Annotated in this window: 11 protein-coding genes; 3 read left to right on the top strand and 8 right to left on the bottom strand. The window is 50.8% G+C overall.

Going from position 1 to position 16,171, the window contains the following annotated elements; translation table 11 throughout:
• The first annotated feature begins 105 nt into the window (after nt 1-105).
• Nucleotides 106-810: a Crp/Fnr family transcriptional regulator gene (locus tag H8S80_RS34830; RefSeq protein WP_002604512.1), complete on the top strand. Its 705-nt coding sequence runs from the start codon at nt 106-108 to the stop codon at nt 808-810.
• Nucleotides 811-884: 74 nt separating this feature from the next.
• Here the strand turns inward: H8S80_RS34830 and H8S80_RS11150 are convergent, their stop codons facing one another.
• From H8S80_RS11150 to H8S80_RS11120, 7 genes are all read right to left on the bottom strand, one after another.
• Entirely contained in the window at nt 885-7,589 is a 6,705-nt protein-coding gene (locus H8S80_RS11150; protein WP_117633686.1) for a bacterial Ig-like domain-containing protein, read from the bottom strand.
• Nucleotides 7,590-8,186: 597 nt separating this feature from the next.
• Nucleotides 8,187-8,504 (bottom strand): carboxymuconolactone decarboxylase family protein, encoded by a 318-nt coding sequence (locus H8S80_RS11145; protein WP_002604514.1) that lies wholly within the window; start codon nt 8,502-8,504, stop codon nt 8,187-8,189.
• 127 nt (nt 8,505-8,631) lie between these two features.
• The gene (locus H8S80_RS11140; protein WP_243008054.1) at nt 8,632-9,447 is read right to left on the bottom strand and encodes an RNA polymerase sigma factor; all 816 of its coding nucleotides are present in this window, start codon (nt 9,445-9,447) and stop codon (nt 8,632-8,634) included.
• Nucleotides 9,448-9,473: 26 nt separating this feature from the next.
• On the bottom strand, nt 9,474-10,658 hold the full coding sequence (locus tag H8S80_RS11135; RefSeq protein WP_117633687.1) for a DHHW family protein: 1,185 nt from the start codon (nt 10,656-10,658) through the stop codon (nt 9,474-9,476).
• Between the two features lie 32 nt (nt 10,659-10,690).
• Nucleotides 10,691-12,094, bottom strand: a complete 1,404-nt coding sequence (locus H8S80_RS11130; protein ID WP_118090783.1) for an MBOAT family O-acyltransferase — start codon at nt 12,092-12,094, stop codon at nt 10,691-10,693.
• A 2-nt stretch (nt 12,095-12,096) separates the two neighbouring features.
• Nucleotides 12,097-12,669, bottom strand: coding sequence for a DUF4358 domain-containing protein (locus H8S80_RS11125; RefSeq protein ID WP_055656669.1), 573 nt, complete (start codon nt 12,667-12,669; stop codon nt 12,097-12,099).
• 234 nt (nt 12,670-12,903) lie between these two features.
• Entirely contained in the window at nt 12,904-13,194 is a 291-nt protein-coding gene (locus tag H8S80_RS11120) for a hypothetical protein (RefSeq protein ID WP_002604519.1), read from the bottom strand.
• Between the two features lie 188 nt (nt 13,195-13,382).
• On the opposite strand from H8S80_RS11120, the gene H8S80_RS11115 reads away from it, so the two are divergent.
• Entirely contained in the window at nt 13,383-14,411 is a 1,029-nt protein-coding gene (locus tag H8S80_RS11115) for a 3-deoxy-7-phosphoheptulonate synthase (RefSeq protein ID WP_117633610.1), read from the top strand.
• A gap of 59 nt (nt 14,412-14,470) precedes the next feature.
• Here the strand turns inward: H8S80_RS11115 and H8S80_RS11110 are convergent, their stop codons facing one another.
• Nucleotides 14,471-14,617, bottom strand: coding sequence for a hypothetical protein (locus H8S80_RS11110; protein WP_181988071.1), 147 nt, complete (start codon nt 14,615-14,617; stop codon nt 14,471-14,473).
• Between the two features lie 68 nt (nt 14,618-14,685).
• Here H8S80_RS11110 and H8S80_RS11105 point away from each other — a divergent pair, with 68 nt between their 5' ends.
• A complete protein-coding gene (locus H8S80_RS11105) occupies nt 14,686-15,927 on the top strand; it encodes an MFS transporter (RefSeq protein ID WP_117633611.1) in 1,242 nt (413 codons plus the stop codon).
• The last annotated feature ends 244 nt before the right edge of the window (nt 15,928-16,171 follow it).

The following is a 16,171-nucleotide window of genomic DNA, read 5'->3' as shown; positions in this document are numbered from 1 at the left end:
TAATAACATACGGCTGCTGTTAAAAAAATAGCAATCACTAAACATCGCTTATAAATTAAAAAAAGGCAGCATCTTTTATGTGCATGTTGTACAACCGGAGGGACTGTGAAGGAGAACGAAAGAGATCATTTTTTAGAAATTCTATGCAAAGAGGGCACCAGGATCCAATTGGACAAAAACCAGTACTTTTCTTCGATCATCAATCATGAAAATACTGCCTACTGTCTGATATCCGGCGTATGCGCCCTGCTGCGTTTCACCCAAAACGGGGAAGAGATTATCTATCACTATTTCAGGGAAAAGGATTTGATCGGCGGCGTGCCGTTTTTTCTATCCCACAAAGGGGCAGCCCAGATTAATACACTCTATAGCTTCTGTTCTTTGTATACAAAGACAGAGTGCATTCTATACAAAATTCCGTTTTCCGTACTGGAGAGAAAGATAAAAGAAGAGCCGGAAATCGGCTACTGGATCAGCGAAGGAATCGCCCGGCATTTTATGGAGGAAATCTCCCATGTACATTCTTCGAAGGAGGATCATACGTCGGGGCGTCTCTGCCGGACTCTGATTGAGCTGGCAAATGAAAAGAACGGAAGATATGAACTTCAGAAATATTTTACCTACACCGAACTGGCCAGATACCTGGGAGTCCATTCGGTAACCGTTTCCAAAATCATGCTGGTGCTGAAAAAAATGAAGGTGATTGAAAAGGAAGGCCACAAGACCGTAATCTGTGATATGGAGCAGTTAAAGTATCTTGCAGAAAATCCACATGAAATCGGTGACTTTTCTCCGCAGGAAGAGGAATAGAATCAGACGTATGCCCCCTGTCTGCCTGACAGGGGGCATATCTGTATCCCGGTGTTTTTCTCGGGGATTTGTTTTTATTTTACCCATTTTCCATCACTGCCGACCCGGTACCCGTCTGCAGTAGCCGTGTCTTTAGCCATGGTGCCGTCTGCATTCAGATAATACCATGCGCCGTTGTATTCCAGCCACCGGTTCCCATACATGGCCCCGCTCTGGCCTAAGTAATACCAGTTTCCGCCATATTCCATCCAGCGGTTTTCATACATGGCTCCGCTTTCGTCCACGAAGTACCAGACGTCTGCATCCATCATCCACTCGTTGGCCGCCATCCTGCCATCCGCCTTAAAGAAATACCAGGAACCGTTAATCCGTCCCCATTCATTTCTGGCAGGCTGGCCGTTTGGCTTCGTGTACTGCCAGCTTCCGCCGTCCTGCTTCCAGCTTCCTCCGTCCATGGTGCTGCTCGGCTTTGGAACTGGCCTGGCCTCAGCCGTATCACTGCTTCCGGAGCTGTCGCTGCTGCTCGCCGGTCTGACGGTCACCCACAGGGAATCCTGGAATACCTTTGCATCGCCGTTTTTGTCAATTCCGGTGTAAGAGACGGTCACTTTGATATCTCCGGAAATCATGAACAGTGCCGGGCTGACTTTGTAGTCACGGATCAGCTCCTCCACACGCTCTCCTGTCTCACGGTTTATCCGGTAAGCCGTCACCGCCATGCCTGCCGGTGCAAACATATCTCCCACGCGGTACACCGTCTGATCGGGCTGGGAAGTGATCTGAATCATCTCTGTGTAAAATCCCTCTTCCGCCTCATCGGCTACGGAGACATCAACGGCCGCCTGGAACTCCTTTTCTTCCTGATTCTTATCGGTTCCCATATAGACTATCTTGACCTTCTTATTGCCCGATGTGCTGAAATCGTATTGATAGTCCAGCTCTTCCAGCGGAATTTCCACCGCTCTCGTGGCATTTCCCGGACTGGCCTTTTGGATATCCATCACCTTCATTCCTTCCGGATTGAACTCCTCTCCGACCTTGTATACGACCTTCTTCGGCTTTTTATCAACCCGGAGGCGGGTCGTGTAATACTCCGGTTCCACCGGTTCATCCTCTACGGTTACGGTAAAGGAGTCGGTAAACTCCATCCGCTCGCCGTCGCTGTTCTCGTCCTCATAGATAACCTCGACGGTGGCCTTCCCCGCTTTGCTGAAATCGTACTCTGTCACATAATCCGATATCTCAATGTCTCTTTCCGCATTGCTGGGGCTGGCTTTCTGGTGTGCCTTCACCACCATGCCGGCAGTGTCCAGCTCGTCACCCGTATAGTATTTCATCTTGTCCGGCTTCCCGGTCACTTTAATCTTCGTTGTGTAGTACTCGGTGCCTTCCTCTGTTACGACCACACGGAAGGTGTCCGTATATACAGTTCCGCTCTTTCCGGCCGCCGATACGGTAATCTCCTTCTCACCGGGAGTCCCTGAATTTAAAGTACTCACGGTGTACTGGTCTTCCTCCAGTTCGACTCTGGTCGCGTCACTCATGGTGGCGGTCACCACCATACCGGTGGTATCCAGTTTTTCACCAATCCGGTATTCTGTCCTGTCCGGAAGTCTTTCCACCTTCACTCCGCTGATATCCAGCACCTCCGGCTGTTTTGCGACTGCCAGCCAGCTGATAACCGGATCGTTTTTGCTTACCTTCTCAACTCTTAAGGTTACCGTATCCGCCTTCTCCAGAGTGAAGCTCAGGGTCTTTTCATCCTGCGATCCCTTTCCGGAGAGAGTCAGGTTCTCTGCTGCCAGTTCTTTTCCGTCTGCCAGTACCACCGCCTTCATGGAACGCGGCTCCCACCATTCGTTGACGCCGACGGTAAGGGAATACGCTCCCGCTTCGAGAGGCAGGTAATAGAGAACAGGATTGCCTCCTTCCATGTAGAATCCGGAGCTGTACTTATCCGTTAAATCCGTGTCCGGCTTTGTCACAACGCCGGTCTTGTTGAAGCCCCATTTCGTGCCGTCGGAGATCTGGTCAGCCTTCTCATTCTTCAGCTGATCGCCGAGCAGGGCGCGGACCGCCTCGTAGACAGGCGTTGTTCCGTCTCCCGGAGCCGCGCTGAAGCTGTCGATGTAATATAACGTGTCTTCCGGTACCACTTCCACCGGAATTACGGCCTGAAGGTCCTTGCCGCCTTCCACAGTTCCCTTTAGGCGGACTGTCTTATACGGTGCGGAGAAGGAATCCTCCTCGTTATTGGCCCATTGAATTTTTGCGGTGCTCTCGGTACCATTTGCCAGCTTCACCCTTACTTCTGCCGGCAGAATGTCGTCTTTGACCGTTTCGCCTTCCACAACAGCCAGATACTCAGGCAGTCTGTCATCGATAATCTCCACAGGCTGATCCAGACGCAGAAGCGCGTCTTTCGCCTCCTGCAGCCGGATTGCCGCCGTATCGATCTCCAGCTGGGTGGATTCCGTCTCATTCCCAATGACTGCCTGCGCCGCTGTCAGCGCATCTGCGAAGACTTTCCAGTAGTCGGCGGTATAGTCTGCCTCCCGGTACGTTTCACATTCGGCCGCCAGAGCCTTTAAGGCTTCGATGCTGCCGCCCGGCAGAACCTCTCCGAGAATGTAAACGCCGTCAATCACAAGCGTTCCGCTCTTTACCACCACCTTAAAGGTGTGGTCTCCCGATGTGAGTCCGTCCAATACAATCGTGGAATAACGCTTGCTGCTGGAGTTGTTTTCTGCATTCTCCGCCTTCTTAACGCCGTCCACATAGATATCTGCCTTGACGCCGCCTCCATTTTCACCTACCAGCATGAAACCGGTACCCCTGCCGTCAAACGTCACATAGGTCGAGTCTCCGCTCTTTTTATTATAGGAGGTGGTGCGGTACCAGTTATCCGCGCTGCCGTTGCCTGGTCCTGTCAGCCTCCAGTCATTGCTGTACTGTACCTCGTCGTCGTGATCGTCATAAAATGCGGTCGCATACGGGATGTAACCAGGGATTTTCTCCACCTTCAGATTGTCGAAATACGTCTCCGCCCAGGCACTTCCCAGGAAGACGCGTCCCATCAGGTACGGTTTATCCGTGTCAATATAGCTGCCTGCCAGTTCTCCGTCCACATAGGCCAGAATTGCGTTGCCTCTGCCCTCTAAGGCGATCCGGCAGGAATCCCCCTGCTTCTCCGGCATACTGCCTTCCAGGAGCGTGCTGCCGCCCTTCCGCATTTTCCATGTTCCATTCTGGATTAACAGGTTGTAACCGCTGTTATCACTGTTCATTCCTGTCTGCTGACGGATTCCCAGAAGGGCGTATCCGTTGTCAGCCTGTACGTCGACGCTTGCCTTATAATTCATCCAGCGGTAGTCGCCGACAATCGTCTCCGGATCCCCGCCGTTCCACTCACTTACGGCGGCCGGTAAAATCTGGCCGAGACGCTGATTGCCGTCGTCTTCCTTTTCCACCACCCAGGCGCCGTGCGTATCCATCATATAGCGCGGTTCATTTCCCCTGGATGATAAGTAGTCCTGCTGCTCCGGCCCGTTCGCCGTATTGACCGTTACGGTTCCTTCCTCGTCGTACTCAAAATCATCGGCGTAAAGGATGGTATTGTCTGTAACCCCGGTACATCCCTCTCCCATCTTACCGTCCTCATCCGTATCCAGCACTGCCTTATCCGATAAAGACGTATGCTCCGGAAGCGTCAGCGCCCGGTCGCCGTCGTTCTGGTGGTAATCCAGGGTTGTGAAGGTCGCTATAGCCCCCGCATCCACCGACACGGTATACATACCGGCCGAGTTTGCAGCCACTTCGCCCTTGAATTCCATGTACTCGTCTGCCTTTGTCTGCCAGATCTCCAGTTTCTGGTTTTCATCGAGATTCATATCCTCGGCCTTAATCTGATAATTCAGTTTCTTCGGACTGTTGTTTACCGCTACCACCGAGAAATCCGATTTATCAGGGGCCGCAAGAGTCATATAGCTCGGTTTGCCTGCTTCATTGGAAAGGTGCTCATTTTTGTTATTGTCCCCGGCATAGGAATTGCTCGCCTGGGGAATTCCCAGCCAGATTCCATTGCTGTTGTCCTCGTCAGCCGCCCATCCGGACTTGGAAAACTGGGTGAAATGCGCCGTCATGTAGAGGGCCTCGTCATAACGGACATATCCCGCCCACGGCTCTCTGGCGCTGACCAGATCTTTATGCGCATACTGCAGCCCGTCATAGAAACCGCCGATTGCAGGCTGGAATATGTAATGAGTCATGTTGCTGAACACAAAGGAATTTAAGTAACCGTCCACCATGGCCAGAGGGCTCTGATTCCCGCCCATCGCCACATAGGAATCGGTGCGCCGCTCCGCCTGGCTCGTCATGCCAAAGGTCGCGCAGCCTTCGCTGTACCAGATTTCCTTATTGTATTTCTGTGCCAGATCCCGTACATTCTGGTCCGTGCCGGTTACGTAATGGATTCCCACCGCATCGACAGAATCCCACGTTCCGCCCTTCTGATCCTTTGAGTTATACATGTCCGTGACAATTCCCCAGGAATCGATTTCATCGGCGGCTACAAACTGAATCCTGTGATAGGCGTCCTGTGCATCCTCCTCCATGTAATCCGGGAAATCGCTCTCTTCTTCCACCAGCTTTGTAAATGCCTTTGTCATTGGTGCGCTGATCTTAATCGCATCATTGTAGTTCGCCTCGTTGACACCGGCGGCAATGTAGTCTGCCATGATGCCATACTTCTCATAAGCGTCGAAAATGGTATCGCGGTACCATTCATAGACCTTTTCTGTGTTGGTATTGCCATTGGTCCAGTTCGGGGAACGCCAGCGCAGAACACTGACCTTTACATCCGGGTTCACACTCTTCGCATCCGCCGCCAGCTGCCAGCCAGGGGAACGGGACACGTCGGCATCCTCGCCCTCATACCGGATAGTAGCCGGATCCGCCGCCGTCGAAGTATTACCGTCATTTCCCATCTCAATTTTCACGTGGGATATTAAGGGATGTTCTCCTTCAAACAGGGTATGAATCATTTCCCAGTACTTTTCCGGCGCCTCTGCCTTATAGTCCATCAGCAGGTTGCTGGTTCCGTTGCAGCTTAAGAGTCCCCAGCCTTTGTATGTCAGTCCGTTGGTCATCAGAGCCGCCGCATCCACATCGCTGCCTTTAATGGTGATCACTGCATCGTAAACCGGAAGAATATTTCTGATCTTTGCGGTTGCTGCCAATACGGCCTCTCTCGAAGCATTTCCGCCTGCAAGAAGGGCATCTGCCTCGGCGACGGCCTGTTTCAGTGCCTCATTGCCGGGGTCCTCCGTGTCGAGATAAGCGTTTGCCTCCGCCACAGCACGCTTTAACTCAGAAAGCAGCGGCTCCATCATCCGCGTTTTCGTCTCGGCGGCAGCCGCTTCCTCCGACATGGCCTCAGATGTCACCACAATATCATCATAAAGGCCATTCAGCAGAAAATTGGTGGCAAAGGAGCGTCCCAAAGCTGCTGTTATATTACTCATCCCGCTCAGTTTGAAGCCGAGATCAGGAATCTCTCCCGCCTTTTCACCATTTAAATAAACCGTAACAGAACCGTTGGCGCCGTCCTTTTCCGAATAAGACACGGCCATGGCGTTCCAGTCATCTGCAATGATATGTTCCAGAGCCGTATTTCCGGCGCTGATTCCGCCTCCCGCCTTGGAATCGCCGTATCCCACTTTCCCCGACTGGGTAAAAATATGGATATTCTGATTCTCTGTTCCTATGGAAAATGCCGCTTTTTTATTCCTGTTATCTTCATTTGTATCAGTATCTTCCACCTTTACGTTGGCAAGCAGCGTAAATTCTTTTCTCCCAAACAGTGCGGCCGCATCTTTGATTTCCGCATGGCCGCCATTCTGATTATTCCAGCCAGCTGTCACTTCTACCACGTTACCGCGGCCGGCGTCCGAAATAACGCTCGCTCCCCGATTCGTGAGGCCGCCATCCGTCTCCTCCAGCGCTGTGTCAAACGGCACCAGGGATGAATCCTTTTCGGCAACCGCCAGCCAGCTGAGAATTGCCCCTTTATTCTTCATATCCTGGATCCGGAGCGTCACCTCACCGGCCTTATCCAGGGTAACATCGCCAGTGACGCGTGTTTCCTGGTTGACTATTAGCGCTCCGGTCGTTCCCAGAGAAACCGGGGTACCATCGTCGATCTGTGCCGTGATGTCAAGCGTTCTTCCCTGATCCGGCCACCATTCGTAGTGCGCGGTTGTAATTTCATACGTTCCTGCATCCAGGGGAAGCGTATAGGTAAGAAGCTTGTCCTGATCATTATAGATCCCGGATACCGCCTTATCCTCTGTCGTTACATTCCCTTTGGTTTTCACATTCTGATTGTGAAATCCCCAGGAGCCTTCCACGTACACCGCATCGGCCGCATCATTTTTCAGCTTAGTCCCCGTTAATTCCTTCACCGCTTCATAGGCAGGAGTGGTTCCATCCAACGGGCCGCTGCTGTAATTATCAATATAATATACCAGTTCCTGAGGTACGACCTCCACATCATATCGTACACCTTTGCTGGTCACTGCTACTGTATCGTATGCCTTACCAAACTGGTCTGCCTTGACAGATGCGTCATCTTTTAACTGCTCCGGCACCTGGCCCACATAGGTAGCAATCCGCTGGTTTGTCTCAGCATAGGCTATCGTGGGAACAGAAACGGAAGGCACCATCATCGCAGTCACAAGAATCCAGGACAGCGCTCTCTGCCCCTGTTTCTTACACTTCATACTTTTTCCTCCTCTTTACATACCCTTTTCCATAAAACAGTTCATTGAAGCATTGTCAATAAGCCCGCATTCACTTTCATTGTGAACAGTATCGTAAACAGAGGAAAAAGCAAAAAATGTCGAAAACAGATTCCTTTTGCTCTCTCAATTTGCTATAATTAAGTCAGGCTTATTGCTGTGATAAAATGCAGGAACGACTCTGTGCCACCAGATTGTTTTGCTTTGCGTTCACGCGATAAGCTTTTTTTCCTGCACTTTTTTATGTTTTTTCTCCCCCCTCTCCTTCTGACTGTATTATCACATAGTTTTTTGTGTGTTTTGAATAGAATATTTTTTCATGAAACTGTAATTTTATTAGTATTGTTCAATAGCCCCTTCCTCCCCTCCCTCTGTCCATGTAATTTCTTAAGCAATACCTGTACTTTTTATTTCTGATATTTTCCATCCGTTCTCATCACAGTTAATGACGCAGCGCTGTTCCAGTACAGCTTCTTCACAAAATAAAAAACGCCCCCATACGGGACATTCAACTTCTTTGTCCTGTATGGGGGCACTGCATTTTTTAACAGCTTCTCAAGTCTCCTTCATCCGGATATCTCACGATTCTCCGTAACACTCTGCGGCTGCTGAAAGCGCATCGATCACCTGTATTCCCACGGCCGGAAGACCGACTAAAACTGCGCTCATGACTTCAGCCTTTGTCGCTCCCAGCTCTTTTGCAGAATCCACATGGTAGGCAATGCCTCCGGTCATGCGCAGAGCGGCCAGTACGGATAAGTAGGCCAGCTCCTGCGTCTTTCTGTCCAGTGCACTGGCCTGTGATCCTTTCATGACCATTTCCATGTACGCCTTCCCGGTTTCTCCAGTCTCACTCAGCAAAATCTTAAATCCATTTCCCATCTTACTTTTCTCCATGTCACATTCTCCATTCTCTATTTTGATTTTATGGTATTGAAACGATCACACGGCCTGCTGCCAGCCCCTATAACCGCTTCTATAAAGTAAGATGCTGCGAAATTATGAAAGTCCCGTTTTTTCTGCATTATTTGTTAAAAAAAGTTCCGATTGCCGACGCCACCGTATCATACCATTCCTGCGGCGGAACGCGGTCCGGAATGTTTTGGTAATAATGGAGAATCTGTCTCCTCGTTTCTTCGTCCGGCTGATACCTGGTATCCCGGTAGTCCAGTACGGTGATCCGCGTTCTCGTCTCCCTCTGCAGAGCATTCCTGTTACTTGAAAATTCAATCCATGCCGAACATCTGCAGGGATTTTTCTCATCCAGGATGCCGCAGTGGTCACGGAAGAAAGACTCCAGACTCAGCCTCGCCCTGTATAAAAGCCCCTTTACCGCCTTGGGCGTAACATCGAGAATTTCCGCCGTCTCCGGAATGGACAGGCCAAACATATCCACAAGCGAAAATGCAGCCCTCTGATTCAAAGGCAGCTTCCCCGCCATCGCAAGAAAGCAGCCGTCCCGAAGCCTTCCAACCTCCTCCGACACGATAACTTCTTCTACAGGAGACGGAATGCTTTCAGTAAGAAGACTCCCCTCCCGCTCCAGGGCCTCCAGATCATCTGAAAAGCTGAGAGGGGTGCTGGCCTGTTTACGGATCTTCATCCGAAATTCATTGACACAGATCGTTCGCAGCCAGCTCTTCACCGCCGCCGGATTCTTAAGTTCCGGGCAGTGCAGCCACGCCTTTAAGAGCGTCTCCTGGGAAAGGTCCTCTGCCTCCTGCACATCCGTTGTCAGACGGAACGCAAGCCCATACACGAACCTTCCATATTGCTCAATCCATTCTTCTGTTCCCAAGTCCACATTGCCTGCTGCCTTCTGTTGTATCTCCTTCATCATACGCCTCGCTGCAGTTCACGGCCCTGCTATTTATAAACCAGCCGTGATACCGTTTTTTCCTTTGCAAATCCCGGAATCTGGTACATCACCAGAACATCCGTGATTCCCTGTTCCTCCATCCACTCCTTCAAATTCAGGTTCAGGTACCGCAGGTCCGCCATATACACGGTTCCGAAATGGTTGGCCGCGAACACGGCGAAGCTGTGGGCGTAGGAGTCCTTAATTATAAAAAGCTTCTTTTCCTTCTGATCTCCCTCTATGCTCCTGTTTTCGATTTTGGTTATGGCATGGTTGCCGTCGAGATACACGGCGTATTTGTCCTTTCCCTTTAATGCGTCAGGAAAGTAGAGGGAATCATATTCCTTCGGTTCCCCGTCGAAGGACACCCGGTAATCCTGCGGCTCCTTCGGCTGCCACACTTCGATGGAATCGTATCGCCACGGAACATTGAGTTTAGAATAGACCGTTCCATGAAACTCGCTGCTGGCCGTCCGGATATCAAACATGTCTTCTGTCCACGGCATAAGCCCCATGGATTCTGCCCACAGGCGGTATCCCAAAAACGCCCCTCTGGCGGTCCAATGGTGATCCGTCCGGTAGTACAGAGCCTCGTCCCGAAACGATTTTAAGCAGTCTTCTGCCGGAAGCACCATCTCCGGGGAGTTCCCTGTTTCTTTCAGGCGTTCGGATAGCAGCTCCGTTACCCGGCCCTGATCGTAGGGCGCAGCGAGAAATGGCAGCCGGTCCGTCATGACCTGGGACGCCGATGGTACAAGCATCACCCGCACATGGTCTTTCCCCAGAGACTTTTCCGCCGCCCCTGTAAATGCGGCCAGCTTCTCCATATTTTTGTTCAGCTGCTCCCCTTCCACGTCCTCTGTATCGTATTTCTCGATCAGATAGCCGTCTTTCCCAAAGTATACGCCGTTTACATCTTCCTGAAAGGCCAGACGCTCTGACGTAACCTTCAGACCGATCCATCCGTTTCTTCCCGGAAACTGATCGCTCAAATACTGTTCGTACTTCTCTCCATAGCTTCCATCCAGCAGAGACTTCACCGTAAATTCCGGTTTCTTTTGCAGATACCGGTTCTCCGAGTCGGAAAACGCCTTCTGCGGCGTGATCATACCAGCCAGGGATACAATCCCCAAAAAGCCCAGAAACAGGAAGGTCATGCCTCCGCCTCTGTCACTGTGTCTCTCTTTCTTCATAAACTCTCCTCATTTGCCAGCGCCGGGAGGCACTAGAACCTGAAATACAGAAACGGATTATAACTGGCATCTACCAGAAATGCAACCGACAGCACAAGAATAACCGCCACAAACAGCAATTCGGCCGTCTCTCTCACACGTCCCGAAAGCTTCCTGCACAAGATCCCCGGAAGCGGTGTAGAACCCAGGACAGCCGCCGCAAGTAACGGCAGATTGGTCACCAGCAAATACCACGTTCTCCGGCTTGCAAAGGCGATACCTCCGGCGCCGGCCATCTGGGTGAAGTACTGAAGCCCCTCCGCCATATTTTCATGTGCAAACAGCACCCAGCCAAGAAAGACGAAGATCATGGCGTATGCGCTTCTGACGGCAGATGGCATCTTCTCCAGATACGGCTTCAGAATAAACTTCTCAAGCAGCAGAAGCACACCGAAATAGAGCCCCCATAAAAGGTAATTCCAGGCCGCTCCGTGCCAGATTCCTGTCAGCAGCCAGACGATCGCGATGTTCCGCACCTGCACCGCAGCGCCTCTCCTGTTTCCGCCCAGCGGTATATACACATACTCCTTAAACCAGGTGCTCAGGGTAATATGCCACCTGCGCCAGAAATCGGTGATGCTCTTCGCCGTATAGGGATACCGGAAATTCTCCGGGAAATGAAAGCCCATCATCGCGCCCAGCCCCATGGCCATATCCGAATAACCGGAAAAATCAAAGTAGATCTGCATGCCGAACGCCAGAATCCCCATCCACATCATCAGGACGGTCCGCTCTGCATCCGGAACACCCGAAATCTGCGTCCACAGCGCTCCTATGGTATTGGCGATCAATACCTTCTTTCCCAGGCCCACGGCAAACAGAAAGACTCCCCTGGAAAATCCGGCAGAGTTCTCAGTCCGCTCCCGCAGTTCCTCTGCAATGGTGTGATACCGCACGATTGGTCCCGCAATCAGCTGGGGAAACATGGAAACATAGGCGCCGAAATCGATGATATTCTTCTGCGGGCTGGCCTCCTTCCGGTAGATGTCTATCGTGTATGACATGGTCTGAAATGTATAAAAGGAAATACCGATAGGAAGCGCCAGTCCCGGAAGAGGGAACGAAAGCCCGGTCAGCCGCCCCACGGTTTCCAAAAGGAAATCCGCGTATTTAAACACGCCTAAAAGCCCCAGATTGATGATGACCGAGGAAGCCACACAGAGCCTGGCCCGCTTCTGTTTTCCCTCTTCCATAAAGCGCCAGACCAGACGTCCGTGGACGTAATCGACCAGCGTGGAAAACAGCAGCAGGGAGATGTATACCGGTTCTCCCCAGCCATAAAAAATGAGGCTCCCAATGAACAGAACCCCATTGCGGAACCTCTTTGGAGCAGCAAAATATACAATTAACATAACCGGCAGAAACCGGAATAAGAATAACAGGCTGGAAAATACCATGTTTACCCCTCAAAGAATGCGTTAATTGCGTCAACTGCCTTCTTGTTTTCTTCCTGTGCAGATTGAAGGGCAGCCTCTTCGCCCTGCTCCTGCGCTTCCTCAGAAGCCGTTCCCAGCATAACGAAGAACACATAATCTCCGTGGCGGACTACTTCAGACGCCTGCACCTTGCTGATGTTCATCGGATACTGCATGGAATCTTCCACGAGACGGGTGCGGTAATCGCCAAGCAGCTTCTCAACATCCCCGCCCTTTCCTTCCTTCGCCCTGATGGCCACAAAGGTGTCCACATGGACGCTGATCATCGGTCCTTCCGCGATGAATTCCTCATATAAATCCGCCGGAACTCCGAATATATCGTTTAATGCCTGTGCGTCATAGGCTGCACTTGGAATATAATTTTCTCCGTATACATCTTTTACTGCCTGGTGAACTTTCTCCAAATCCACCGTAATCGCCTGTGTGGACTCTGCCACAGTTCCTGACCCGCCGTTATCCGGGCCCTTCTTGCCTCCACAGGCCGTAAGGCTTATCGCTGTCAGAACCAGCGCGGTTACAAATACTGATTTTCTCATAAATTTCTCCTTTATCTGTTCTACTTACGCGGATTCATTATAATATAGAATCGGCCAGATATCTATAGCATATCTCCTACGAAATACTGAAGGTTCTCTTACGGCCCGTCAGTTCATTCCCTGTCCTTCATTCCCCGTCATTTCATCAAATGAAATCAGCCATACTGCAATGAAAAAGCCTGCACATCCCTTACCTCCATGATTCCAGGTCAAATAAGGCGATGTGCAGGCGTATCAAAATTCAAAATCATCAAACCCATAGATTAGCGGATAAGGCGCGCAGTCCCGCAGGGGGGCCTGGATCGTTCCCTTCACGCCTCTGCTGAATGCCGGTCTGCGTGTGGAAGACTTTGTTCTGTTCTTAATCAGCCGGCCGCCCTGCCCCAGTTCTCCCACATAATATCCGTCCTGATCATAAATATCTCTGCCGAAAAACTTCCCGAGCACGGTGCCGTCACAGGCCACCAGATACTCCTTCTGTCTGACTCCCACGTATTTACCGCCCCAGGTCCAGAATCTATCCATACTCTCACACCATTCCCTTTTCTCAAATCTTTTCTCATATCATACACTATTTTTGTAAAAAAAGGAACACCCGGATTCCCTTGTTTGAACACATTTCCTAAAATTTCGGTCAGGTATAGATTTTTCCGATATTCTGGTATATAATTGGCAACAACAAAAGAGAAGAATCTAATCTTCAGGAGGATACCATGGGATTTCAATATGTAAACAACCTTCCGACCCCGGATGAAATCAAAGAACGCTTCCCTCTTCCGGCTGAATTAAAAGAGCGGAAGGCAAAGAGGGACCAGGAAGTCAGCGATGTTCTGACCGGCAAAAGCGATAAATTTCTCGTGATCATTGGTCCGTGCTCTGCGGACAATGAAGATTCCGTGTGCGACTACGCAGAACGCTTAATCAAGGTTCAGGAGAAGACCGCGGACCGTCTCATCATCATTCCGCGTGTCTACACCAACAAACCGCGTACCACCGGCGAGGGATACAAGGGAATGCTTCATCAGCCGGATCCGGAGAAGAAACCGGATATGCACGAGGGACTCATCGCCATCCGCAAGATGCACATGCGCGTATTTGCCGAGACAGGCTTCCCCACCGCCGATGAAATGCTCTATCCGGAGAACATGACTTATCTGGATGATATCATGTCCTACGTGGCCATCGGAGCCCGTTCCGTAGAGAATCAGCAGCACCGTCTTACTGCCAGCGGCTGTGATGTGGCCGTCGGCATGAAGAATCCGACCAGCGGCGACTTATCCGTTATGCTGAACTCCGTCGTAGCTGCACAGCAGGGGCATGATTTTACATACCGCGGCTGGGAAGTAAAGAGCGGCGGCAATCCGCTGGCTCATACCATTCTCCGCGGCGCAGTCAACAAACACGGCCAGTGCATTCCGAACTACCATTTTGAAGATCTGGTTCTGCTTCAGGAACTTTACGCAAAGCGCAGCCTGGATAACGCAGCCTGTATCGTGGATACCAACCACTCCAATTCCAACAAGAAATACATGGAACAGATCCGCATCGCCAAAGAAGTTCTTCACAGCAGAAGACATGCGGCTCAGATCAAGGATCTGGTCAAGGGCCTGATGATCGAAAGCTACATTGAGCCAGGCAGCCAGAAAGTCGGCGAGCACTGCTACGGGAAGTCTATCACCGACCCCTGTCTTGGATGGACAGATTCTGAACGACTGCTTTATGAGATTGCGGAAAACGTATAAAAACAAGAGAACAGCCGCGCACAAGGTTTTAATCCTGTGCGCGCTGTTGTACTTTGCCCTTACTTTGTCTGAACGACTCCATTTACAGTCCATTCACCGTTCTCATTCACGGTATTCCCATCAATCACACCATTCTGATCCAGAACCCAGCACCAGGCCATTTTTCCTGACGGCGAAAGCCCTTCCCTGATTATCAAGCGCTTCAAAATTATATTACTAATTTCGCATCATTTATTGTATACTATATTTCTAATCACCAACTGGGGGAAATGAAATGAACGCATTACAGAGAAACTGGAAACAGAATTTTTTTACGATATGGGCGGGGCAGGCTTTTTCCCAATTTTCAAGCGCTGTCCTTCAGTTTGCCATTGTGTGGTACTTGACGGATCAGACCGGCTCGGCCCTCGTCCTGACAGCCGCCATGATGATGGGATTTTTACCGCAGGGAGTCCTGGGACCGTTTATCGGGGTGTTCATCGACCGGTATAACCGAAAACGGATCATGATTCTCTCGGATCTGTTCATCTCCGCCGCCAGTTTGGTCATGGTAATCGCCGGCTGGACGGGGACATTGTCAACCGAACTGATCCTCGTGGTCCTGTTTTTCCGTTCCATCGGTTCTGCCTTTCACACACCGTGTCTCCAGGCCGTTACGCCGCAGATTGTTCCGGAGGATCAGCTGACCCGCTGTGCCGGATATTCCCAGGCTTTAGAATCCGTATCACAGATACTGAGCCCGGTACTGGCTGCCATATTCTACAGCTCCTGGAGCTTAAGCGGCATCATCTTTCTGGATGTTCTGGGCGCATTGGCCGCGGTCTTCACACTGGCCATTACGGAGATACCGAAGCTGCCGGAAGAGGAAAACAGGGGAAAAGTCCATGTACTGCGGGAGGCCATGGAGGGCTTCTTAATTCTGAAGACGAATAAGGGCATGCTGGGTCTGGTTCTGATCAGCACCCTGTATACCCTGGCGCTGATGCCGACCAGTGCGTTGTTCCCGCTGATGAGCATGTCGTATTTTCATGGAACCAGCACAAATGCAAGCGTCGTCGAAGTCGTATTTTCGATCGGGCTGTTGTTCGGCTCTCTTATACTATCGAAATGGGGCGGAACGAAAAACAGGATTTATACCATTGTCGGTTCGTTTCTGCTGATGAGCTTCAGTTTATTTATATCCGGGCTTCTTCCCGAGCATGGTTTTGCCGCATTCGTCTTCTGTTCCTGGCTGATGGGCGTGTCCGGCCCGTTTTATTGGGGAATCTACACACCGCTTCTGCAAAGCAGCTTCGAAGCAAAATATCTGGGACGCGTTCTATCGTTATCCGGCAGCATCCGGTTGATCAGCGGACCGGTCGGATTATCCGTCTCTGGAGTATTTGCGGAGCGCTTTGGCGTTGAGAAATGGTTTATTATCGCCGGGTGGCTGGTGCTCATCGCGTCGTTTTTATGTCTTGCAATACCAGCCGTGCGCAATTGTGATCGACAGGCGGCAGGACAGGAGGGGCAGTAATATTTCTGAGGTTCCTGGATTACAGGCCGACTGTGAACCTCCAGGCCGCATGGATCATATTATATCTGTGTGACCTGGCCCTATTGCAGATATTATAACCAGCGCTGTTATCTGAAAGGTTTCCGCACATTCCCAGTTTTAGTGGATACATGCAGTCAGCATTTAGTTTTTACACATATTTCACAAAATTTTCACGATTAAACTGTTTATTATTTTGCTTTAATCTTGTATCGCGCTAAAATAT

The sequence above is a fragment of the Hungatella sp. L36 genome (genome assembly GCF_014288035.1).
Note: the sequence above shows the minus strand (reverse complement) of the source record. Positions and strands in the feature narration are given on the sequence as shown.

Coding starts and splice junctions, on each gene's coding strand:
- H8S80_RS11150 (WP_117633686.1), bottom strand. CDS start 7,589: ATGAAGTGTAAGAAACAGGGGCAGAGAGCGCTGTCCTGGATTCTTGTG.
- H8S80_RS11145 (WP_002604514.1), bottom strand. CDS start 8,504: ATGGAGAAAAGTAAGATGGGAAATGGATTTAAGATTTTGCTGAGTGAG.
- H8S80_RS11140 (WP_243008054.1), bottom strand. CDS start 9,447: ATGATGAAGGAGATACAACAGAAGGCAGCAGGCAATGTGGACTTGGGA.
- H8S80_RS11135 (WP_117633687.1), bottom strand. CDS start 10,658: ATGAAGAAAGAGAGACACAGTGACAGAGGCGGAGGCATGACCTTCCTG.
- H8S80_RS11130 (WP_118090783.1), bottom strand. CDS start 12,094: ATGGTATTTTCCAGCCTGTTATTCTTATTCCGGTTTCTGCCGGTTATG.
- H8S80_RS11125 (WP_055656669.1), bottom strand. CDS start 12,669: ATGAGAAAATCAGTATTTGTAACCGCGCTGGTTCTGACAGCGATAAGC.
- H8S80_RS11120 (WP_002604519.1), bottom strand. CDS start 13,194: ATGGATAGATTCTGGACCTGGGGCGGTAAATACGTGGGAGTCAGACAG.
- H8S80_RS11115 (WP_117633610.1), top strand. CDS start 13,383: ATGGGATTTCAATATGTAAACAACCTTCCGACCCCGGATGAAATCAAA.
- H8S80_RS11105 (WP_117633611.1), top strand. CDS start 14,686: ATGAACGCATTACAGAGAAACTGGAAACAGAATTTTTTTACGATATGG.